A 22,619-nucleotide genomic window follows, 5' to 3' on the forward strand; every position below is an offset into this window, starting at 1 on the left:
TGGATCAAGGGTTGGCGCCGGCGGAGCGCAGCGGGTATTGCCGGTGCACGACGCGCGCGGCCGCCAGCGGCGTGGCCACGCATGCCACATAGCGCGGACCGCCGCCGGCATCGTGCAGATACCAGACACCGGTGCCGGCGCGCGCCAGCGGCGGCACGCATTCGGCGCTGCCGGGCAGCGCCACGCGCACCGCTTGCGGCGACGCCGACAGGCCGGTGCCGACCGCCTTGCTGCACGCTTCCTTGGCGGTCCATAGCCGCAGGAAGCCCAGCATGGCATGCTCGGGCTGCCGCTGCGCCAGCCCGGCGAGCCAGTGCATTTCATCGGGCGCGCAGGCGACGGCGGCGCTGTCGCGCCAGTCCGTCCAGGCCATGCCGGCAGGCCAGGCTTCGATGTCGATGCCGACCGGCACGCGCGACAGCGCGATCACCGCGCGCGCGCCGCTGTGGCTGACGTTGAAGTGCAGGGGCGCGCCCACCGGGGCCGTGGCCAGCACGGGCTTGCCGAAGGCGTTGGCGGCCAGCGGGACGGCAGCGGGAGGCAGGCCCAGGCAGCCGCCCAGCAGCGTGCGCAAGGCCGCGCGCGCCGCGCTAAAGCGGTTGCGGTCGGCGGCCTGGCGAAAGGCTGCGGCGCGGGCGTGCTCGTCGGTCGACAGCACGGCCGACAGCACGGCGGGCTCCACCGGCGCGTCGGCCGCTACGTGCCACACGTGGATGTCGCCGTGCGCCGGGGCGGCGAGGTCAGGCAAGCGCATGGCCGGCTTCTCCGCTGAGCGCCGCGGTGCCAAGCACGGCCTGCGCAATGGCGTCCAGCACCGCTGGCGCCGCGTCGTGCAGGAAGAAGTGCCCGCCCGCGAAGACTTGCTGGCGGCAATCGTGCAGGGTCTCGTCGCGCCAGGCCGCCAGCAGCGCCGGCGGCGCGTGAACATCGTCCTGGCCGCCCAGCACGGCGATCGGGCAGCCCAGCCGCGGGCCGCGGGCATAGCGCCAGCGCTCGCACAGCGCGATGTCGGCCCGCAGCACCGGCAGGAAAAACGCCAGCGCTTCCGGGGTTTCGCGAATCTCCGCCGGCATGCCGCCCATCGCCGCGATGACGTCGGCGAAGGCCCCGTCGGGCAGCGTGCTGAACGGCGGCCGCGCCGACGGCAGCGCCGGCGCGCCGCGCCCGGACACCACCAGCGCCGTGGGGCAAAGGCCGTGCACGGCCTCGAGCACGCGTGCGGTTTCGAAGGCGAGCAGGGCGCCCATGCTGTGCCCGAACAGCGCAAAGCGCGGCGCCTCGGTGCGCGCCGCGCGCGCGATCGCCGCTGCCAGGGCCGTGGCCAGTTCTTCGATCGAAGCCGCATGCGCCTCGGCCGTGCGCATGCCGCGTCCGGGCAGGCATACCGGCGCCAGCTCTACCTGCGCCGGCAGCGCGTCGCGCCAGCCGTGGTACGCGGTATGGCCGGCGCCGGCATAGGGCAGGCAGTACAGGCGCACGCGCGCGGCCTCGGCATTAGCCGCAGTGCCTGCGCGCCCTGGCATCACGGCAAACCAGCGCTCGCGCACCGGCTGCGGCGCGCTCATGCGCCGGCCAGCGCGCGCTGCAGGCTGAGCGGGCGCATGTCGGTCCAGACCGTGTCGATATGGGCCAGGCACTCGTCGCGGCTGCCCTGGAAGCCGGTGCTTTCCCATCCGGCCGGTACGGGTTTGTAGTCAGGCCAGATCGAGTACTGGCCTTCTTCATTGCGGACGACATGGAAACGCGTGTCGGGGTGGTCCCAGCTCATGGCATAGCTCCTTCAGGTGGTGTGGAAACGCTATCGCGGTGCAGGCAGGTCAGTCCGCCGCGATGGCGTCGCGAATGGTCGAGCCAACTCGTAGAACAGCATCGTAAATGATAATGATTTGTATTTCCATTCGTAAATAATTCCGCTACACTCGCTTCACACTTTCCATGTGCAGACATTGTTCGCGTGGCTGCCCCCGTTGGCCTCATTGACTCTCAGGCCGCCACTGGCTTCGCGAACGCACCCGTAGAGGCAACAGGGATATGGACACGACCAGTACCATCGCCGACCTCCAGGCGGACCATCGCGCCGCGGCCGGCGTGGCTACCGCCGCAACCTCAGCCACTTCAACGAGCCTCGCCACGGCAGGCGCGCTGCGCACCGCTCCGCTGTTTGCGCACGGCGCGCTGCCGCTGGTGGTCACCCCGGATGGGGACTCCGACTGGCGCAGCCAGTTCAGTGCCATGGCGGCGATTGCCGCCGAGCAGCTGCCTCGCGTCGGCGGCGTGCTGTTCCGCAACTTCCGTTTCGATGACGACGCCGCGTTCCGCGCCTTCGCCAGCGCCTTCGGCCATCCGCTGCTGAGCTACGAGTTCGGCTCCACGCCGCGCTCGCAGGTCAGGGAGGGCATCTATACCTCGACCGAATACCCGGCGCACCAGGTGATCCCGCTGCATAACGAGCAGTCGTACACCCTGCAGTGGCCGATGAAGATCTGGTTCCACTGCGTGCAGCCGAGCGAAACCGGCGGCGAGACGCCGATCGCCGACAGCCGCCTGGTCTACCAGCGCCTCGACCCCGCCATCCGCGAGCGCTTCGCGCGACGCCGGCTGATGTACGTGCGCAACTACGGCAATGGCCTCGACCTGAGCTGGCAGCGCGCCTTCAACACCGAAGACCGCGCGCAGGTGGAGCGCTTCTGCCGCGCGCAGCAGATCGATTTCGAATGGAAGCCTGACGGCGAGCTGCGCACGCGCCAGCTGTGCCAGGCGGTTGCGCGCCATCCGGTGACCGGCGAGATGGTGTGGTTCAACCAGGCCCACCTGTTCCATGTGTCGAACCTCGCGCCGCACGTGCGCGAGGCCTTGCTGGCCGTGGTCGGCAGCGTCGACGAACTGCCGCGCAATGTCGTCTACGGCGACGGCGCGCCGCTGGAAGACGATGCCCTCGCGTCGATCCGGGCCACGCTGGACCAATGCACGGTGCGCTTCCCCTGGCAGCAGGGCGACGTGCTGATGCTCGACAACATGCTTGCCGCCCACGGGCGCGGCACCTTCACCGGCGCGCGCCGCGTGATCGTCGCCATGGCCGAACCCGCGCCGCCCGGACTGGGCTGAGGCGCGCTTTCCCGTCTGATCACTCCTTGCCTGGCAGGTTGCGCCTGCCCGGCGGATCCTGCCATTTCCAACGTTTTCGCCATGTCGTCTTCCGAAGCTCCCTTGCCGGCCGAAACTGGCGCCCTGATGCGAACCTTGCGCGCCGAAGGCGTGCGCCTAAGCCTGCAGGACGGGCGCTGGCGCGTGGCCGGCGACAGCGCGGCCGGCACCGATGCGCGACAGGCCGCGGCCGATCTGCTGGCCACCCGCGCCGCCGAGGCCGATGCCTGGCTGGCCGCGCATCCCGGCTACTTCGAGCGCTATCCCGCGGGCCCCGGGCAGCTCGCGCTGCTGGCGTTCCATCGACGCAATCCGGACAGCGCCGCCTACAACATGGTGTTCGCCATCGAGATCCCGGCTGCCCTGCGCTTCGAACTGCTCGAACAGGCGGTGCGCCACGTGGTGGACTGCCATGAGGCGCTGCACAGCGGCTTTATCGAGGAAGACGGCGAGATCGTGATGGCGCGCCCCGCGGGCTTTGCCGCGGAGGTGTCGCTGACGCGCGCCGATGGCCTCGATGAAGCCCGCCTGCACGCCTGGTTCGAGCGCGAGGCTGACGAGCCGTTCGATCCTGACGCCGGGCAGGTTTGCCGCTTCCGCTTCCTCTTATCGCGCCAGGCCGATGGCAACGACCGCTTGTGGATGTGTGCGGGCATGCACCATATCGCCGGTGACTACCTCGGTTTCGAACTGGTCTGCGACCAGATCTTCGCCACCTACGAAGCGCTGTGCGCCAACCAGTCGCCGATGGCCTCGCAGGCAGGGCGCTACCGCGACTGGCTGGTGCGCCAGCGCCAGCTGCTGGCGGGACAGCGCGGTGCCTCGCTGCGCGCGCACTGGGAGGGCGTGCTGGAAGACGCGCCCGCGGCGCCGGCGTTGCCCGGCACGCTGAACGCGGAACCGCGCCACCGCGGCGCCGAACTTGAATTCCACCTCACGCCGCAGCAGACGGCGGGCCTGCGCGACCTGGCAACGCGGCTGGAGGCGAGCGTCTTCGTGGTCATGCTGGCGCTGTTCAAGACCGTCGTACACCGTGCCAGTGGCGAGGACGATTTCCTGGTCGGCACGCCGACCGCAGGCCGCTCCGGCGCGCAGTCCGCCGGCCTGATCGGCTTTACGCTGAACACGGTACCGCTGCGCGCCAACTTCTCCGCCAATCCGCCCTTTGCCGCGGTGGTGCGCGACTGCGCCCGGCAGATGCGCGGCGCGCTGCGCCACCAGCAGTATCCGCTGGCGCGCATGGGCGGGGAGGGGCCGCTGTTCCGGCATATGACCACCTTCGTGCCGGTGGGGCCGCGCAATGTGCTGGGCCGCTACCTGGTGCGCGAGCACCTCGCCACGCAGCGCGGCGCGGCCAACGACATGAACCTGCGCTGGCAGGATGAAGGGGATCGCCTGCGCGGGCAATGGCGCTATGACGCCGACCGGTTCGACGCGCACACCGTCCAGCGCCTGATCGCTACGCTGCGCGCAGCGGTGGATGCGGTGCTCGACAACGCCGACGCGCGTGTCGGAGACCTCCCACTGTATGAGTCGGCGCAGCTCTCCGACATGCGCGCAGGCCGCATCGAGCGGCACGCCACCGCACTGGCGGCCTTCGAGGCAGGCGCGCGCGCGCATCCGGAGCGGCTCGCCGTCGATGCCGCCGATGCGCAATGCAACTACGCCGCGCTCGATCGCGCCGCGGGCGCGCTCGCCGCAAGCCTGCGCGGCGGTGGTGTCGAACCCGGCGAGGTGGTCGGTCTGCTGCTGCCGCGCGGCGCACGCATGGCTGCGGCCATGCTCGGCGCATGGAAGGCCGGCGCCGCCTTCCTGTGCCTCGATGCCGGCATGCCCGCGGCGCGGCTGGCGCAACTGGCCGCCGATGCGGGCCTCACCGCCGTGGTGGGCGAGGGCGCGCGGCCGCAGTGGCTGGCGCAAGCCATGCCGGGCGCCGCCTGGCATGTCGCCTCGCTCGCGAACGATGACGCAGCCAGCGCTGCTGCGTGGCCTGCTGCGGCTCCGGCACAGCCCGCCTACCTGATCTACACCTCCGGCTCGACCGGCACGCCCAAGGCCGTGGTGGTCACGCAAGGCAACCTCGCGCATTACGCCGCTGGTGTGCTGCACGTGCTGGCGCTGCCGGCAGGGTCGTCGCTGGCGTCGCTGTCCTCGGTCACCGCCGACCTCGGCCACACCGCGTGGTTTGGCGCGCTGCTCGGCGGCCACACGCTGCGCGTGCTGGACGACGCGCTGGGCGAGGATCCCGAAGCGCTCGCCGTAGCCCTGGCAGCGCGGCCCGTCGATTGCCTGAAGATCGTCCCGTCGCACTTGCGCGCGCTGCTGGCCGTCGCCGATCCGGCGCGGCTGGTGCCGCGCCAGTGCCTTGTGTTCGGCGGCGAGGCGCTCGATGCGGCGCTGGTGGCGCGCGTCCAGGCGCTGCGCCCGGCATGCCGCGTGGTCAACCACTATGGCCCGACAGAAACCACGGTGGGAAGCCTGACGCATGCAGTGCCCGCCACCGCAGCGACGGCGGCAATTCCCGTCGGCCAGCCGCTTGCCGGCGTCAGCGCCTATGTGCTCGACCGCCACCTGAACCGCGTGCCGCGCGGCGCGGTGGGCGAGCTCTATATCGGCGGCGCCGGTGTCGCCAGCGGCTACCTGCGCCGGCCCGCGCTGACCGCCGAGCGCTTCGTGCCAGACCCGTTCCGCCCGGGCGGCCGCCTGTACCGCACCGGCGATCGCGTGCGCATGGACGCAGACGGCGCCATCGCTTTCCTCGGCCGCGCCGACGCCCAGGTCAAGATCCGCGGTTTCCGCGTCGAGCCCGGCGAAGTCGAAGCCTGGCTGCGCCAGTCGCCGGGCGTGCGCGATGCCGTGGTGCTGGCGCAGCCATCGCCGGCAGGCGAAGGGCTGCGGCTGGTCGCCTACCTGGTGCCCGACGCAGGCCTGGATGTCGATACGCTGCGCACCACCATTGCCGCCGCGATGCCGGCGCCGATGCTGCCTGCCGCGTTCGTGCCGTGCGACGCCTTCGCGCGGCTGCGCAACGGCAAGGTCGACCGCAAGGCGTTGCCTGCCGTGCCGGGTGAAACCGCGGCACCGTCGCGGTCGGCACCACGCGACGAGACCGGGGCCATGCTGGCGCGCCTGTGGGCCGGCGTGCTCGGACGCGAAACGGTGGGCGCCGACGACAATTTCTTCGCGCTCGGCGGCGACTCCATCCTTGGACTGCAACTGGTCGCGCAGGCGCGCAAGGCGGGCCTGCCGCTGACGCCCAAACTGCTGTTCGCGCATCCCACGCCGGCGGCGCTGGCTGCCGTGCTGCGTGCGGACGCGGCACCGGCCGACACGCAGGCGGCTGCCATAGAACAGGTGCTGGCAGGACTGTGGCGCGAAATCCTGCAACGCGGGCAGATCGACCGCGATGCCGACTTCTTCGCGCTCGGCGGCGATTCCATCCTGGCGCTGCAGATCGTCGCCAGGGCGCGCGCGCAGCAACTGATGCTCGCGCCGAAGGACCTGTTCGCGCACCCGACGCTGGCACGCCTGGCGGCCCATCTTGCCGAGCGCGCAAGGCCAGCCAGCGCGGCTGCCACGCCCGCGGCGCCGCAGCCCTTTGCGCTGAGCGGCTGCGATGCGCAGGCGCTGGAGCGGCTGCGTGGCGAAGCGGCCAATATTGAAGATGCCTATCCGCTGTCGCCGCTGCAGGAAGGCCTGCTGTTCCACCACCTGCGCGACGGCGGCAACGGTGCCTACGTCAACCAGCTGGTGCTGCAGGTCGACGGGCCGCTCGACACCGCACGCATGGCCGCCGCCTGGCAGGCGCTGCTGGACGACCACCCGATCCTTCGCACTACCTTTGCCGCGGCAGGCGAAGCGGGCGGTGACCGCGCGCTGCAATGCGTGCATGCGCGCGCCACGTTGCCGGTGACAGTGGAAGACTGGTGCGGCGCCGACGCCGACGCGCAGGCCGCGCAACTGGCGGACTGGTGCCGGGCCGACCGCGCGCGGGGCTTCGACCCCGCCGAACTGCCGCTGATGCGGCTGGCACTGTTGCGCAACGGCGACGCGGGCTGGTGGCTGGTCTGGAGCCGGCACCACCTGATCGTCGACGGCTGGGGCTCGGTGCAACTGCTTGACGATGCGCTGGCCCGCTATGCCGATCCGGCGCACGCCCCGGCGCCGCGCCGGCCGTACCGCGACTACATCGCCTGGCTTGCGGCGCAGCCCGCATCCGCGCGGCAGGCCTTCTGGCGCGAGGCATTCGCCGGTTTGGCCGGCCCGACCGTGCTGCCGGGCATTGCATCCGCCAGCGCGCATGGGCAAGCCGAGCCGCTGTGCCGCGACCTGGTCCTGCCAGCCGGCCTCGACGCCAGCCTGCGCGCGCTGGCCGCCGCGCACCGCGTCACGCTCAACACCGTGATGCAGGCCGCGTGGGGCATCGTGCTGTCGCGCCACGCCGGCAGCGACGATATCGTCTTCGGCGTGACCTCGGCCGGCCGCCCCGCCGGACTGGAAGGCGCAGAACGGATGCTGGGCGTGTTCATCAACACGCTGCCGTTGCGGCTGCGACCGCAAGGCGCGCTGGCATTGGCGGACTACCTGCAGGCGACCCAGCACGCCGCCGTGGCGATGCGCGAGTTCGAGCACGCACCGCTCGCCGAGATCCAGGCCCAGTCAGGCATCGGCGGCGCACTGTTCGATACGCTGATGGTGTTCCAGAACCTGCCCGACCTGGGCCATCGCGCGCGCGCGGTGGCCGGGCTGCGCCTGCGCCAGCACGACAACATCGAGCAGACCCACTACGGCCTGACGCTGGAGGTCATGCCCGACAGCCGCTTCACCATCCGCTTCAGCTGCGATGCCTCGCGCGTGCCAGCGCAACGGCTGGCGCAATGGATGGACGCCTACGCCGCCGTGCTGGCGTCGCTGGCCGCCGGCACCGCGCACGTGGGCGCCGTCGACATGCTCGATGGCGCCACGCGTGCCAGGCTGCAGGCATGGAGCGCGAGCGACGACACCAGCGTGGCGCCCGCAGCGCTGCGGGACGACTACGTGCAGCGCGTCGCGCGCCAGGTGGCCGCGCATCCGCAGCGGGTGCTGGCGCGCTGCGGCGCCGCAGCGCTGACCTATGGCGACTGGTGGCAACGCGCCGGCCGCGTCGCCGGCGGCTTGCGCGCTGCGGGCGTGCGGCCGGACGATCTCGTCGCCGTGCTGCTGCCGCGCGGGCTGGACTGGCTGGTCGCGCTGGCCGGCATCCTGCGCGCCGGCGCGGCGTGGGTGCCGCTCGACGTCAGCCATCCCGCGGCACGCTGGCAGCAGGTGCTGGCGCAGGCCAGGCCAGCGCAGCTACTGACGGATGCCTCCGGCGTGGCCGCGTTGGATGCTGCCGGCGTTGCCGGTGTCACGACGCTGGCTGCATTGGAAGCCGGGGTGGCGCGCGCAGCGGACGAGCCCACGCATCCCGCCCAGCTCGCCTACGTGCTGTTCACCTCCGGCTCGACCGGCGTGCCGAAGGGCGCGATGGTCACGCGCACCGGCATGCTCAACAACATGCTGGCCAAGGTCGCGCCGCTGGGACTGGGCGAGGGCGATGTGATCGCACAGACCGCGCCGCCGTGCTTCGATATCTCCGTCTGGCAGGCGCTGGCCGCGCCGGTGTTCGGCGCGCGCGTGGAGATCATCGGCGACGACGTGGTGCGCGATCCCGCGGCACTCGCCGCGCTGCTGGCGCAGCGCGGCGTGACGCTGTTCGAGCCGGTGCCGTCGCTGCTGCAGGCCATGCTCGATTGCCAGGAGACGGGAGGGCGCGCCGCGCCGCTGGCGGCCCTGCGCTGGGTGCTGCCCACCGGCGAGGCGCTGCCGCCCGCCACCGCGCATGCCTGGCTGGCGCGCTATCCGCGCGTGCCGCTGATGAACGCCTACGGGCCGGCGGAATGCTCGGACGACGTGGCGTTCCACCCCTTGCGCGCCGACATGCTGGCGCAGGCGGCGCAAGCCGCAGACACCGTGCCGATCGGCCGCCCGACCGCCAATGCCGTGCTGCAGGTGCTCGATGCCGACGGCAATCTCGCCGCGCCCGGCGTGGTGGGCGAAATCGCGGTGGCCGGTGCCGGCGTCGGCCGCGGCTACCTCGCCGACCCGCGCCGCACCGCGGCGGCCTTCGTGCCCGACCCGACCGGCGTGCCCGGCCGCCGCCGCTACCTGACCGGCGACCTCGGCCGCTGGCGCGAAGATGGCGTACTCGAATACATCGGCCGCAAGGACTTCCAGGTCAAGCTGCGCGGCTACCGCATCGAGCTGGGCGAGATCGAAGCCGTGCTCGCCGCGCATCCCGCGGTGCGCCAGGCGCTGGTGACGGTGCACCGCGCCGCCGGCAGCGAATGGCTGACCGCGTACTGGCAACCGCAAGCCGGCCACGCACAGCCCGCGGATGACGCACTGGAAGCCGAGCTGTCTGCCAGCGTCGCGGCGCGGCTGCCAGCGTACATGGTGCCGTCTGCATGGGTGTGCATGCCGTCGTGGTCGCTCAATGCCAACGGCAAGATCGACCGCAAGGCGCTGCCCGCGCCGCAGGTCGTGGCGCAGGAGGGCGCACCGCCCGCCACGCCCACCGAGCAAACCGTCGCGGGCATCTGGGAAGCGCTGCTGCAGGACATGCGCATCGGCCGCGACAGCCATTTCTTCCGCTTGGGCGGCCATTCGCTGATCGCCACGCGGGTGGTGGCGCGGCTGCGCGCCGCGGGCCATGCGCAGGCCACGCTGCGCGATGTCTTTGAGGCGCCAGTGCTGCGGGAGTTCGCAGCACGGCTGGATTGCGCCACGCCTGCGGCGGCGATGCCGGCGCTGGTTCCGGTACCGCGCTCCACGCGCATGCCGGTATCGCTGGCGCAGCAGCGGCTGTGGCTGGTCGAACGCCTGCAGGGCAACGCCGGAGCGGCCTACAACATGGCCGGCGCGCTGCGCCTGCGCGGGCCGCTGGAACTCGCCGCGCTGCGCCAGGCGCTGGCAGCCGTGGCGGCACGCCACGAGATCCTGCGCACCGCCTATCCCGACGACGATGGCGAGCCCTACGCACGCATCGATGCCGCCGCCGGCATCGGCCTGCCCGTGATCGATTTGCAGGCGCTGGCGCCCGAAGCGCCCGAAGCGCCCGAAGCGCCCGAAGCGCGAAAGGCGGCGCTGCGCGAAGCCATGCAGGAACACGCATCGCGCCCGTTCGACCTCGGCCACGCGCCGCTGTGGCGCACCACGCTGCTGCGCTGCGCGCCGCATGAGCACGTGCTGCTGGTCGCCATGCACCACCTGGTGTCGGATGGCTGGTCGGTCGGCCTGCTGGTCAACGAGATCACCCACGGCTACCGGCACGCGCTGGCGCCGCAGCAGGTCGCGCCGCTGCCGCCGCTGGCGCTGCAATACGCCGACTATGCCGCGTGGCAGCGCGACTGGCTGCGCGGCGCCACGCTGGAGCGGCTCGCAAACTACTGGCGCGGCGCGCTTGCCGGCGCACCGGCGGCGCTGGCGTTGCCGGCCGACCGTGCGCGCCCGCCGGTGGCGCGCATGGAAGGCGACGCCGTGGCGCTGCGGATCGACGGCGAACGCATGGGACAGGTGCATGCGCTGGCGCGGGCCGAGCAGGTCACGCCATTCATCGTGCTGTTGGCCAGCTTCCAGTGCTGGCTGCACCGCGCGACCGGCATGGACGACCTGGTGCTCGGCACCGACGTCGCCGGACGGCACGAAGCCGCGATCGAGCCGCTGATCGGCTTCTTTGTCAACGTGCTGCCGCTGCGCTCGCGCCGCATCGCCGGCGCCAGCTTCCGCGACGTGCTGGCAGCGTGCCGGCGCGACGTGCTGGCCGCCTTCGAGCATGACGGCCTGCCGTTCGACCGCATCGTCGAGGCGGCCGGCGTGCCGCGCGACCGTAGCCGAAACCCCCTGGTGCAGGCGCTGTTCGTGCTGCAGAACACCCCGGCAGGGCAGTTCGGCATGCCCGGCGTGGAGGCCGAGATGCTGCCGCCGGTCGAACGTACGTCCAAGTTCGACATGGCGCTGTTCCTGGAACCCGAGAGTGGACAGGAAGCGGCGCCGCTGCGCGGCGACTGGGTCTTTGCCAGCGCGCTGTTCGAATCCGCCACCGTGGCGCGCTTCGCCGCCGAATGGCAGGCCACGCTGGCAGCGCTGCTGCGTGCGCCGGACCAGCCCGCCGACCGCGCCGCCGCACCCGTCACGGGCGCCACGCGCCCGCCCCAACCGAAACCCGAGGAGTCCCGAACCATGGAAACCAGCCAACGCATGGCGGCCAAGCTCGACCAGCTCAAGTCGCTGGCGAGGCCACGCACGGCCGCCGCTGCTCCCGCGGCCGCCGTGGCGCCGCAGGCTGCCGCAACCGACCCGGCCAGCCAGGTGCGGCTGCGCCCGCTGCGCGCCGGCGAAGTCTTCCCCATCGTGATCGAGCCGGCGGTGCCAGGCCTGGACCCGGTGGCTTGGGCCGCGCGCTCGCGCGAGCTGGTCGCCGCGACGCTGCACCGGCACGCCGGCATCGTCTTCCGCGGCTTCGACCTGCCCAACCCGCAGGCCTTTGAAGCCTTTGCCGAGGCCATGCATCCCGGCCTGTACGGCAGCTACGGCGACCTGCCCAAGAAGGAGGGCGGGCGCAACACCTACCGCTCAACGCCTTACCCCGAGCGCCAGATGATCCTGTACCACAACGAAAGCGCGCACCTGGAGCGCTGGCCGCGCAAGCAGTGGTTCTTCTGCGAGCTGCCCTCGGCCGTGGGCGGCGCCACGCCGATCGTCGACTGCCGCGAGCTGCTGCGCCGCCTGCCGCCCGCGCTGGCCGAGGAATTCGCCCGCAAGCAGCTGATGTACGTGCGCACCTTCACGCCGCGGCTGGATGTGGACTGGCGCGATTTCTACAAGACCGACGACCGCGCCGAAGTCGAGGCGCGCTGCCGCGCCGCCGGCATCGACTGCCGCTGGCTGGACGGCGACGTGCTGCAGACCCGCACCGTATGCCCGGCCATCGTCAGCCACCCGGTGACGGGCGAGCGCAGCTTCTTCAACCAGGTGCAGCTGCACCACGTCTCGTGCCTGGAGGCCGACGTGCGCGAAGACCTGCTCGAGATGGCCGGCCTGGAACGCATGCCGCGCCACGTGATGTTCGGCGACGGCACGCCGATTCCCGACGAGGCCATGGCGCTGATCGGCGAGCTGTATGAGGCCTGCGCCGTGCGCTTCGACTGGCAGCGCGGCGACGTGGTGATGCTCGACAACATGCTGGCCGCGCATGCGCGCGATCCGTATGAAGGCCCGCGCAAGATCGTGGTGGCGATGGGCGACATGTTCGACCGCAAGCAGCTGGACGCCCGGCTCGCTCCCGTCCTTCCGCAGGAGAACGCCGATGCCTGAGATGCACGACACCTGGAGCCCGACCCCCGAACAACAGGCCGCCTGGCAGCAATGGCGCAGCGCGCCGGCGCCGCACGCGCATGTGGTGCGCATCCTGTTGCGTTGCCAGCCCGAGCCTGCCGCCGTAGACGCCGCGCTGGCCGTGCTGCGCGAACGCCACGACGTGCTGCGCATGGCTTACATCGATGATGGCAGCCAGCTGGTGGCATGTGTGACGCAAAACGGCAACGTCGCGGCCACAACCATCGTCGCGGACGGCGATGCGCCGGCGCTGCCTGCGCTCGATCCGGCGCAGGGCGATGTGCTGCGCGCCTGCCTGTGCCCGCTGGCCAGCGGCGGTGCCACACTGTGGCTGCTGGCCAGCCCGCTGGCGGCAGACCGCAACAGCGCGCTGCGCTTCGCCGAAGCTGTACGCGCCGCGCTGGACACCCCGGCCCCGGCCGCGGACGACGCCGAGCCGCCGCTGCAATACGCCCAATATGCCGACTGGCAGGAAGGCGCGCGCCTGGGCGAGGACGGCACCGGCAACGCCGGCCGCGGCTACTGGCAGGCACAGGCGGCCAGCCTGCCCGCGCCGCTGCGCCTGCCCGACGCGCTCGCTGCAGCTTCCGCCACCACCGCCGACAGCTGGCGCCACACGCTGCACGCCGCGCATCGCCAGGCGCTGGACGTCACCGCGCGCCAGCTCGGCACCACGCCCGAGCGCGTGCTGCAGGCCGCGTGGTGGACCCTGCTGGCGCGCCTGTGCGCGCAGCCGGCATTCAGCGCCACGTGGCTGCACGACTGCCGCCGCGACTACGACGTGATGGCCGGCACCGCCGGCGTATTCGTCAAGGCGCTGCCGCTTGGCGTGCAATGGGATGACGAAGCCAGCCTGCGCCACCACTGGCAGGCGTGGCTGCCGGCGCTGGACGGCCACGCCGCGTGGCAGGAAGCGTGGCTGCCTGGCGATGCCGGCCCGCGCATCGGGTTTGCGGTATCGCCGTTGCCCGCCGGCGGGATTGCGCTGGCCAGCCCCGCGTGGCCCGGTTTCGACCTGGTGTGCGAGGCACTGGACGACGGGCAGGGCATGGCCGCGCTGGCGCTGCACGCGTCGGCCGGCACGCTGCATCCGCGCGTGGGGCCGTGGCTGCTGTCTCATCTCGCTGCGCTGATCGGCGCGCTGCCGGCCGCACTGGATGCGCCGCTGTCGTCGCTGTGGTGGCCGGCGGACGATACCTTGCGCGTGCCGCAATGCTGGACCGGCGACAAACCGGTCGCGGCGGACGACTCGCTGCTGAACCGCATCGCAACGCATGCACGCAATACGCCGGCGGCGCCTGCGCTGGATGCCGCCGATCTCGTACTCGACTATGCCGGCCTGCAGCGCACGGTGCATGCGGCGGCGCAACGGCTGCGCGGGCTTGGAGTCGGCCCCGGCACGCGCGTGGCCCTGGCATTGCCGCGCAGCGGCGCGCTGGTGGCCTGCCTGCTCGCGGTATGGGCCGCAGGGGGTGCCTACGTGCCGCTCGACCCGGCCTGGCCGCAGGCGCGGCGCCGCAGCGTGCTGGCGCAGGCCGCGCCGGTGCTGACGATCGCGCAGCAGGCATCGCCTGGCGACGGCACCGTGGTCGCTGCCGATGCCTTGCTCGCTTCCGTCGCGTCAGCAGCGGAGGATTCGGCAACCGTCGCGCCCGACGCCGCCGCCTACGTCCTGTTCACCTCCGGCTCCACCGGCGAACCCAAGGGCGTGGTGATCGGCCACGCGCAGGTCAGCCACTACACCGCGGCGGTTTGCGACGCACTGTCGCTGTCGTCGTGCCAACGCTTCGGGCTGACCTCATCGGTGGCCGCCGACCTCGGCAACACCACGCTGTTTGCCGCCCTGTGGCAGGGCGGCTGCCTGGTCGTGGCCGGCGATGACGACATGGCCCACCCCGCGGCCTTCGCGCGCTACTTGCGCGGCCGCGCGGTCGATGCCATCAAGATCGTGCCGTCGCACCTGGCGGCGCTGCTGGAAGCGGAAGCGCCCGCGGTACCGGCCACCGTCATCCTGGGCGGCGAGCCATTGCCGGCCAGCCTGGTCGATACGTTGCGCCGCCATGCGCCCGCGTGCCGCATCTTCAACCACTATGGCCCCACCGAAACCACCATCGGCGTGATGGTGCACGCGCTAGGCGCGGACATGCCGGCGTGGCCCGCCGGCACGGCGCCGCTGAGCCGCGCGCTGGGTGCGACCCGCGTGCGCCTGCTGGACGACGCGCTGCGGCCGGTGCCGGCCGGCGTGGCCGGGCAGCTTTACGTCGGCGGCCCGCAACTCGCGCGCGGCTACCTCGGCCGGGCGGACCTCGATGCGGCGGCGTTCGTCGACGATCCCTTCGCCGCCGGCGAGCGCTTGTACCGCACCGGCGATCTCGCGCGCGCCACGCCCGCCGGTTTGCAGCTGCTGGGCCGCGCCGACCAGCAGGTCAAGGTCCGCGGCATCCGCGTCGAGCCCGCGGAAGTCGAAGCCGCGCTGCTGGCCCAGCCAGCGGTCGCGCAGGCAGCGGTGTGCGCGGTGGCGGGACCCGGCGGCGAGGCTGTGCTGTGTGCCTTCCTCGTGCCTGCAGCCGGCAGTGCCATCGACGCCGCCGCGCTGCGCCACACGCTGGCCGCGATGCTGCCCGACGCGATGGTGCCGGCGCGCTTCGTTCCACTGGCGGTGCTGCCGCGCCTGCCCAACGGCAAGACGGACCGCGTCGCGCTGCGCGAACTGGCTCCCGCCGACAAGGCGCCAGCCGTGGCCGCGGTGCCCGCGGCCGACGCAGTGGAAGCCCTGGTGTGCGCGTTGATGGCCGAGCTGCTGGAACAGAGCGATGTCGACCCGCATGCCGACTTCTTCGCCCTCGGCGGCCATTCGCTGCTGGTGATCAAGCTGGTTGCGCGGCTGCGCCGCCGGCTGCGGGTGGAGATCGCGCCTGGCGTGGTGTTCGACCATCCGACCGCGCATGCGCTGGCTGCTGCCGTCAGGCAGGAAGCTGCGGACAATGACCTCGACACGCTGGCGCACACGGCACTGGCCGCTGCCGTACCGCATTCGCAGGCCGCGATGGTGGCATAAGCGCTCCCTGAAATCCATTGACCGATCCCGCCCCCATGTCAGACGCATTCAGTACCGCGCACGCACAAGTCGCCGCGCGTTTTGCCCGGCTGGAGCCGGCGCAACGCGCCGCCTTCCTGGCCGCGCTGCACGGCAAAGGCGTGGCGTTTGCCACGTTGCCCATCGTGCCAGCGCCGCGCGCTGGCGCGCTGCCGCTGTCGTATGCGCAGCAGCGCCTGTGGTTCCTGCAGCAGCTGGAGCCTGCCAGCACCGCCTATCACATGCCGGGCGTGTACCGGCTCGAGGGTTCGCTCGACACCGCGGCGCTGCGCCGCGCGTTCGCGCAGATCGGCGCGCGCCATGAAGTGCTGCGCACCACCTATCCGACCGATGCTGCCGGCGTCGCCTGCCAGCACATGCATGACGACCTGCCGCCGGCCTTTGCCGTCATGGACGCCGACTCGGACGGCCTCGACGCGGCCATCGCGCGCGCGGTCCATGAACCGTTCGATCTCGCCGCCGGGCCGCTGTGGCGCGTCGCGCTGATCCGCGAGAGCGCGCAGTCGCACGTGCTCGTGGTAGTGCTGCACCACATCGTCGCAGACGGTGCATCGATAGTCCGCCTTGTTGCCGAACTGGCCGCCTGCTACGCGGCTGAATCCAGCGGCACGCGGGCGCAGCTTGCGCCGTTGCCGGTCCAGTACGCCGACTATGCCGTCTGGCAGCGCCACTGGATGGAAGCCGGCGAGGCCCAGCGCCAGCTCGGCTACTGGCGCGCACGGCTGGGAGACGACGCGGGCGCCGCGCTCGACCTGCCAGCCGACCGCCCGCGCCGCGCCGCGCGCAGCGGCGAGGGCGCGGAGCATGTGTTCGCCATCCCCGCCGGTTTGGCGGAAGCGTTGCGCGCGCTTGCCGCCACGCGCCATGCAACGCTGAACATGGCGCTGCTGGCCGCCTGGGCGGTGCTGCTGGGCCGCCATACCGGCCAGTCCGACCTGCGCATCGGCGTGCCGGTGGCCAACCGCCAGCGCAGCGAGACCGAGGCGCTGATCGGCTGCTTCGTCAACATGCAGGTGATGCGGGCAGAGATCGATCCGGAGCAGCCGTTCGCCGACCTGCTGGCGCGGCTCGCCACGCAGGCCGCCGCGGACCAGGAGCACCAGTCGCTGCCGTTCGACCTGCTGGTCGAGGCGCTGCAGCCCGACCGCAGCCTTGGCCAGCCGGCGCTGTTCAACGTCACCTTCGACCATCGCACCGCCAGCGCCGCGGCTCTGCCGCAACTGGCGGGGCTGCGCGTCACGTCGCTGGAGCTGCCGGTCACCACCGCGCGCTTCGAGCTGAGCCTGGCCACGGCCGAACTGGCCGATGGCAGCCTGTGCGGCCGCATTGCCTACGCGGCCGACCTGTTCGATGCCGCCACCGTGGCGCGCATGGCGGGGCATTATGTGCGCTTGCTGCAGGCCTTCGCGGCCGATCCGGCGACCACGCCCGGCACCGCGGTGCTGCTCGCCGACGCCGAGCGCGCCGCACTGGCACGATGGAGCCAGCCCGACTGTCCGGCAACGCCGTTCGTGGCTGTACATGCGCAGGTGGCCGCGCACGCGCGCCGCGCGCCGGCTGCACCGGCGGTGCTGTATGGCGACGACATCCTGACCCATGGCGAGCTTGAACGCCAGGCCAACCGGCTGGCGCACCGGCTGGTCGCGCAAGGCATCGGCGCCGAGTGCCGCGTCGGCGTGGCGCTGAACCGTTCGCCGCGCATGCTGGTGGCGCTGATGGCGGTGCTCAAGGCCGGCGCCTGCTTCGTGCCGTTCGATCCCGCCTATCCGGCACGGCGCCTGCTCGACATGCAGGAAGATGCTGCGCCGCAACTGCTGCTGACCGAGCGCGCGCTGCGCGACGCCTTTCCGGTGATGCCCGGCCTGCCGGTGCTGGTGGCGGATGATGGCAACGACGCCAACTGGCCTGCTCATGACCCCGGCGTTCCCATCCATCCCGGGCAGCTGGCCTACGTGATCTACACCTCCGGCTCGACCGGCCGGCCCAAGGGCGTGGCCGTGGCTCACGGTCCGCTGGCAATGCATGTGGTGGCCACCGCGGCGTGCTACGACATCACGGCGGCCAGCCGCGAGCTCCATTTCCTGTCGTTCAGCTTCGATGGCGCGCATGAGCGCTGGATGGTGCCCCTCGCCAGCGGGGCCAGCATCGTGCTGCGCGACGACACACTGTGGAGCGTCGAGCAGACCTACGCCGCGCTGCGTCGCCACGCGGTCACGCATGCGGGGTTTCCGCCGCGCTACCTGCACCAGCTGGCCGCGTGGGCCGAGTCGCAGGGCAACCCGCCGCCGCTGTGGCTCTATTCCTTCGGCGGCGAGGCCATGCCGCGCGCCGGCGTGGAGCGGCTGACGCAGGCGCTGCGGCCGCAGCACATCATCAACGGCTATGGCCCGACCGAGACCGTGGTGACGCCGCTGGTGTGGAAGGCCGCGGCGGACGAAGCCGCCGCGCAGGTGACCGGGGCCTATGCGCCGATCGGCCGGCCGGTCGGCATGCGCAGCGCGCACGTGCTGGACAGCCGGCTCGAGCCGGTGCCCGTTGGCGTGCCCGGCGAGCTCTACCTCGGCGGCGAAGGGCTGGCGCGCGGCTACCTCGGCCGCGCCGGCATGACCGCCGACCGCTTCATTCCGGATCCCTTCGGCACGCCCGGGGCGCGCCTGTACCGCACCGGCGACCTGGTGCGCTGGCGCCCCGATGGCTGCATCGAGTATCTCGGCCGGCAGGACCACCAGGTCAAGATCCGCGGCTTCCGCATCGAGCTGGGCGAGATCGAGGCACACCTGCTGGCCCAGCCCGACGTGCGCCAGGCGGTGGTGCTGCCGCACGAGACGCCGGCCGGCACCCGGCTGGTCGGCTACGTGGCCGCGCCCGCCACGGTGCAGGCCGAAGCGCTGCGCAGCGCGCTTGCCGCGGCCTTGCCCGACTACATGGTGCCGGCCGCGGTGCTGCGCCTCGACAGCCTGCCGGTCACCCCCAACGGCAAGCTCGACCGGCGCGCGCTGCCCGAGCCGCAGTGGCAGGCCGAAGCCGCCTACGCAGCGCCGGTGTCGGCGCCCGAGCGGATGCTGGCGGCGGTCTGGGCGGACGTGCTCGGCATCGCGCAGGTTGGCTTGCACGACAACTTCTTCGCGCTCGGCGGCGACTCGATCCTGAGCCTGCAGATCGTCGCGCGCGCCCGGCTGCAGGGCTGGCGGCTGACCCCGCGCCAGGTGTTCGAGCACCAGACCGTGGCGGCGCTGGCGCGGGTGGCGCAGCGCGTGGATGTGGCGGAGGGGGAGGCCGCCAATGACGCCGCGGAACACGGCGCGGCGCCGCTGACGCCGGTGCAGCGCGCGTTCCTCGCCCAGCCGCTGGCCGCGGCCGCGCGCAACCGCTTCAACCAGTCGGTACTGCTGCAGTCGCAGTCGGCCATCGATACGGCGGCGTTGCGCGCCGCGCTGGCAGACGTGGCCGGCCATCACGCGGCGCTGCGCTTGCGCTTCAGCCATGGCGAAGATGGCTGGCGCCAGCAGGCCGTTGCGGAGGCTGCCGATGCGTTCGTGCTGACGACGGCCGACGCGCCCGACGCGGCGGCGATCACCGCTGCCTGCGACGCCGAGCAGGGAAAGCTGGATATCGAGCACGGCCCGCTGCTGCGCGCATTGCAACTGCGCATTGCCGACGGCAGCGAGCGATTGTTGCTGGTCTGCCATCACCTTGTGGTGGACGGCGTGTCGTGGCGCATCGTGCTGGAAGACCTGCAGGCGGCATACGCGGCGCGGCTGGCCGGGCAGGCACCGGCGCTGGCTGCGGTCGCCGCCAGCTATGCCGCATGGAGCCGCACGCTGGCCGGCCCGGCGCGCGCGGTGTTTGCCGGCGAAGGCGCTTACTGGCACACGGTGGCAGAGGGCGATCTTGCCCTGCCGGCCGATGCCCCCGAGGCGTCGCAGCCTCGCACCGATGGCGCCCGCACGGCGAGCTTCGCGCTCGACGCGGCCACCACTGGCGCCTTGCTGCGGCGCGCCCACGCTGCCTACCGCACCGGCGTCAACGACCTGTTGCTGGCGGGTTTCGCGCGCGCGCTGTGCGCCTTCACCGGCCGCGACGAGATCCGCATCCATGTCGAGGGCCACGGGCGCGAAGCCGAAGCGGCGGGCACCGCGCTCGATCTCAGCCGCACGGTCGGGTGGTTCACCAGCATCTGGCCGGTGCGCCTGGCCAGCGTCGATGACCTTGGCGACACTATCGCGGGCGTCAAGGAAGCCCTGCGCGCGGTGCCGCGGCAAGGACTGGGCTACGGCGTGCTCGGGTCCGCCGTAGCCGCGCCACAGGTGCTGTTCAACTACCTGGGCCAGTTCGACGGCAGCTTGCGTGCCGGGGCGGGCGACTGGCGGGCGGCGGCGGAGGACACCGGCAGCGGCGTGTCCGCCGAAATCCCGTTGCCGGCACCGCTGGCCTTCGATGGCCGGGTCCAGCATGGCTGCCTGCAATTCCGCTGCACGTATCGCGGCGGCCAGTTCCGCGAGGCCACCATCGACGCGCTGCTGGCGCGCATCGCCCAGGCCTTGCGCGAGGTGGTGTCGCATTGCGTGGCGCAAACCGCCACGCGGCTGACGCCGTCGGATGTGCCGGCCAGCGGCTTGTCGCAAGCGCAGCTGGACGCGCTGGCGGTGCCCGCGGAGGAGATCGAGGACATCTGGCGGCCGACGCCGATGCAGCGCGGTATGGTGTGCCATGGCGCCCGCCATCCGGGCTCCCCGGCATACATGGTGCAGGTGCAGGCGACCATGGATGGGCTCGATGTCGAGCGCATGGTCGCGGCATGGCAGGCGGCGATGCAGCGCCATCCGGTTCTGCGCGCGCGCGTGGCCTGGCTGCAAGCGCCCGACGGAGCCGAGCCTCTGCTGGTGGTGCCCGTCCAGGCGCAACTTCCGGTCACCCGCCACGACTGGCGCGCGCGCGGCAGCCGGCCCCGGTCCGCCGCCGAGGATACGGAATGGCAGGGGCTGTGCGAGGCGGAATTCCGCCGACCCTTCGACCCTGGGCGCGCACCGCTGATGCGGCTGACGCTGGTGCGCATCGCCGACGACGCGTGGCGCTTCCTCTGGACCTGGCACCACCTGCTGCTGGATGGCTGGAGCATGTCGCGGCTGCTGGGTGAAGTGCTGCGCGGCTACGACGGTGAACAGCCTGCGCAGGCGGCTTCATCGCTGCGCCGCTACGTGGCGTGGCAGCAGGCGCAGCCCGGCGCGGAGGAGCACTGGGAAACGCGGCTGGCGCCGCTGCAACGGCAGCCGGTGCGGATCACCCGCGATATCGCGCCCGCGCAGCGCGGCCAGCGGGGCCAGTGCATGGGTGCCGTCGAGCACGTGGTGCCGGCCGACGCGCTGCGCACGCTGGCCGCCTTCGCCAGCCGCCAGCTCGTCACCGTCAACACGCTGGTGCAGGCCGCCTGGCTGCTGGCGCTGCGCCAGGCAACCGGCGCCCGCACTGTCGGCATGGCAGTGGTGGGTTCGGGACGCTCGGCGGAACTGTCCGGCATCGAAGCCATCATGGGCCTGCTGGCCAGCACGCTGCCGCTGGTGCAGGACTTGCCCGACACGCTGCGCGTCGCCGACTGGCTGCCGGCGCTGCAGGCCGACAACCTGGCCTTGCGCGAGACCGAGCACGCGCCGCCGGCGTGGCTGCAATCCTGGGCCGCAGGCAGCGACGACACGGCGCAGGCGCCGTTCGACACCATGCTGATCTACGAGAACTACCCGGTCGACAGCACGCTGCGCGAAACCGAGCGCGGCGCGCTGCGCTTCAGCGACGTCGACAACCGGGGCCAGATGAGCTACCCCGTGACCGCCATCGTGATCCCGCGCGAAACGCTGACGCTGCGCGTGGAATACGACACGGCTGCGCTCGGCCACCCCGCCGCGCAGGACCTCGCAGGGCAATGCATGGCGCTGTTGCTGGCCCTGCCGGCACTGGCCGATGCCACGCTGGCCGAGCTGCCGGCACGCATCGCCGGCGGCAGCGAGGGCCGCGCCAGTGCGCTGGCGGCGTAGGTGGCGCAGGTGGCGCAGGTGGTGCAGGTGGTGCAGGTGGTGCAGGTGGTGCAGGTGGCGTGGCAGGGGGCGATGGCCTCAGCGCAGCAACTGGCGCGGGCAGTCGCCGCACAACGGGAAGCCGTGCACCCGGTAGCGCAGGCAGCACAGCCGGCGCAGCCACAGCGTGGTGGTGGTGCCGTCGCGGGTCACGCGGTACGCGCGCATCGGCGCATGCAGCGGGTTGTCGCGGCCGTCGGGGCGGGTGCGGGTGTCCATCAGCCACGCGGCATCCTGCGCCAGCGTGGCCCCGGTGGCAGGCAGGCCCGGCCGGAGCAGGGCGGGCGCATGGCGGAACACCTCGGCGACAACGGCACCGGCATTGGCCCACAGCAGCCGCGGCGACGCGCCGCTGGCCGAAGCCAGCGCCTGCACCAGCGGCACCAGCAGGTCATCCAGCAGCGCGCCGTAGCGCTGCTGCGGCGGGGCGCCGTGCAGTGCCTCGCCGCCATGTGGCAACAACAGCGTCACTGCGCGGCCGTGCCCATCGGGCCGGATCGCGGCGTCGCGCAGCGGCAGCACGTGGTGCGCCAGCGCGGCGGCGGCCACCACGCCGGGCAGCAGCGACGAGAAACCATGCCGCGCCCAGACCGAGCCGGTCACGCGCGCATCGTCGCTGCCGTGGTGCGCGGCGCTGGCCTGCAGCGCCCAGGACAAGGGGTTTGCCGGCGTCGGGCCGAGCATGGCGACGGAGATGTCCGCGGGCGCGGAAGGACCGGCCACCACGGCTTCGGCGTATTGGCGCAGAGGGCCTGGAAACAGTTCAAGCAACAACGGTAGCGGTAGCAAAGCAGACAAGAGAGACAACCCTGAACGGCGTTGTTTTTGTGTATTCAACGCCATCTTTATAGTTGAAGATGAGAATGATTATCGGGTATATTCGCAATTGCATTTGT

Annotated in this window: 8 protein-coding genes; 4 read left to right on the plus strand and 4 right to left on the minus strand. The window is 72.3% G+C overall.

Features of this window, described 5'->3' with window-relative positions; all coding sequences use genetic code 11:
- Positions 1 to 4: 4 nt before the first annotated feature.
- Genes J8I34_RS17370 through J8I34_RS17380 form a run of 3 tightly spaced genes read right to left on the minus strand, consistent with a single transcriptional unit; the run spans position 5 to position 1,768 of the window.
- Positions 5 to 754, minus strand: coding sequence for a 4'-phosphopantetheinyl transferase family protein (locus tag J8I34_RS17370; protein ID WP_051320446.1), 750 nt, complete (start codon positions 752 to 754; stop codon positions 5 to 7).
- Positions 741 to 1,565, minus strand: a complete 825-nt coding sequence (locus J8I34_RS17375; RefSeq protein WP_209806528.1) for a thioesterase II family protein — start codon at positions 1,563 to 1,565, stop codon at positions 741 to 743. Before J8I34_RS17375 ends, J8I34_RS17370 begins: the two co-directional genes overlap by 14 nt.
- Complete coding sequence (locus J8I34_RS17380; protein WP_116321790.1) at positions 1,562 to 1,768, minus strand: MbtH family protein; 207 nt, start codon at positions 1,766 to 1,768, stop codon at positions 1,562 to 1,564. The genes J8I34_RS17375 and J8I34_RS17380 overlap by 4 nt, the downstream gene beginning before the upstream one ends.
- 263 nt (positions 1,769 to 2,031) lie before the next feature.
- Here J8I34_RS17380 and J8I34_RS17385 point away from each other — a divergent pair, with 263 nt between their 5' ends.
- The 4 genes from J8I34_RS17385 (at position 2,032) to J8I34_RS17400 (ending at position 21,684) form a co-directional block, all read left to right on the plus strand.
- Positions 2,032 to 3,105 (plus strand): TauD/TfdA family dioxygenase, encoded by a 1,074-nt coding sequence (locus tag J8I34_RS17385; RefSeq protein ID WP_209775598.1) that lies wholly within the window; start codon positions 2,032 to 2,034, stop codon positions 3,103 to 3,105.
- Between the two features lie 126 nt (positions 3,106 to 3,231).
- Entirely contained in the window at positions 3,232 to 12,537 is a 9,306-nt protein-coding gene (locus J8I34_RS17390) for a non-ribosomal peptide synthetase (protein ID WP_209806529.1), read from the plus strand.
- Complete coding sequence (locus tag J8I34_RS17395) at positions 12,530 to 15,616, plus strand: non-ribosomal peptide synthetase (RefSeq protein WP_209806531.1); 3,087 nt, start codon at positions 12,530 to 12,532, stop codon at positions 15,614 to 15,616. Before J8I34_RS17390 ends, J8I34_RS17395 begins: the two co-directional genes overlap by 8 nt.
- Positions 15,617 to 15,651: 35 nt before the next feature.
- Positions 15,652 to 21,684 (plus strand): non-ribosomal peptide synthetase, encoded by a 6,033-nt coding sequence (locus J8I34_RS17400; RefSeq protein ID WP_209806532.1) that lies wholly within the window; start codon positions 15,652 to 15,654, stop codon positions 21,682 to 21,684.
- A 78-nt stretch (positions 21,685 to 21,762) separates the two neighbouring features.
- Here J8I34_RS17400 and fhuF read toward each other — a convergent pair whose 3' ends face one another.
- Positions 21,763 to 22,446, minus strand: a complete 684-nt coding sequence (gene fhuF / locus J8I34_RS17405) for a siderophore-iron reductase FhuF (protein ID WP_209806534.1) — start codon at positions 22,444 to 22,446, stop codon at positions 21,763 to 21,765.
- Positions 22,447 to 22,619 lie beyond the last annotated feature (173 nt).

Source organism: Cupriavidus phytohabitans (assembly GCF_017815025.1).
In the GTDB taxonomy this organism is placed as follows: domain Bacteria; phylum Pseudomonadota; class Gammaproteobacteria; order Burkholderiales; family Burkholderiaceae; genus Cupriavidus.

Excerpts from the sequence above, each read along its gene's own strand:
- J8I34_RS17390 (WP_209806529.1), top strand. The coding sequence starts at position 3,232 with ATGCGAACCTTGCGCGCCGAAGGCGTGCGCCTAAGCCTGCAGGACGGG.
- J8I34_RS17400 (WP_209806532.1), top strand. The coding sequence starts at position 15,652 with ATGTCAGACGCATTCAGTACCGCGCACGCACAAGTCGCCGCGCGTTTT.
- J8I34_RS17395 (WP_209806531.1), top strand. The coding sequence starts at position 12,530 with ATGCCTGAGATGCACGACACCTGGAGCCCGACCCCCGAACAACAGGCC.
- J8I34_RS17370 (WP_051320446.1), bottom strand. The coding sequence starts at position 754 with ATGCGCTTGCCTGACCTCGCCGCCCCGGCGCACGGCGACATCCACGTG.
- J8I34_RS17380 (WP_116321790.1), bottom strand. The coding sequence starts at position 1,768 with ATGAGCTGGGACCACCCCGACACGCGTTTCCATGTCGTCCGCAATGAA.
- J8I34_RS17375 (WP_209806528.1), bottom strand. The coding sequence starts at position 1,565 with ATGAGCGCGCCGCAGCCGGTGCGCGAGCGCTGGTTTGCCGTGATGCCA.
- J8I34_RS17385 (WP_209775598.1), top strand. The coding sequence starts at position 2,032 with ATGGACACGACCAGTACCATCGCCGACCTCCAGGCGGACCATCGCGCC.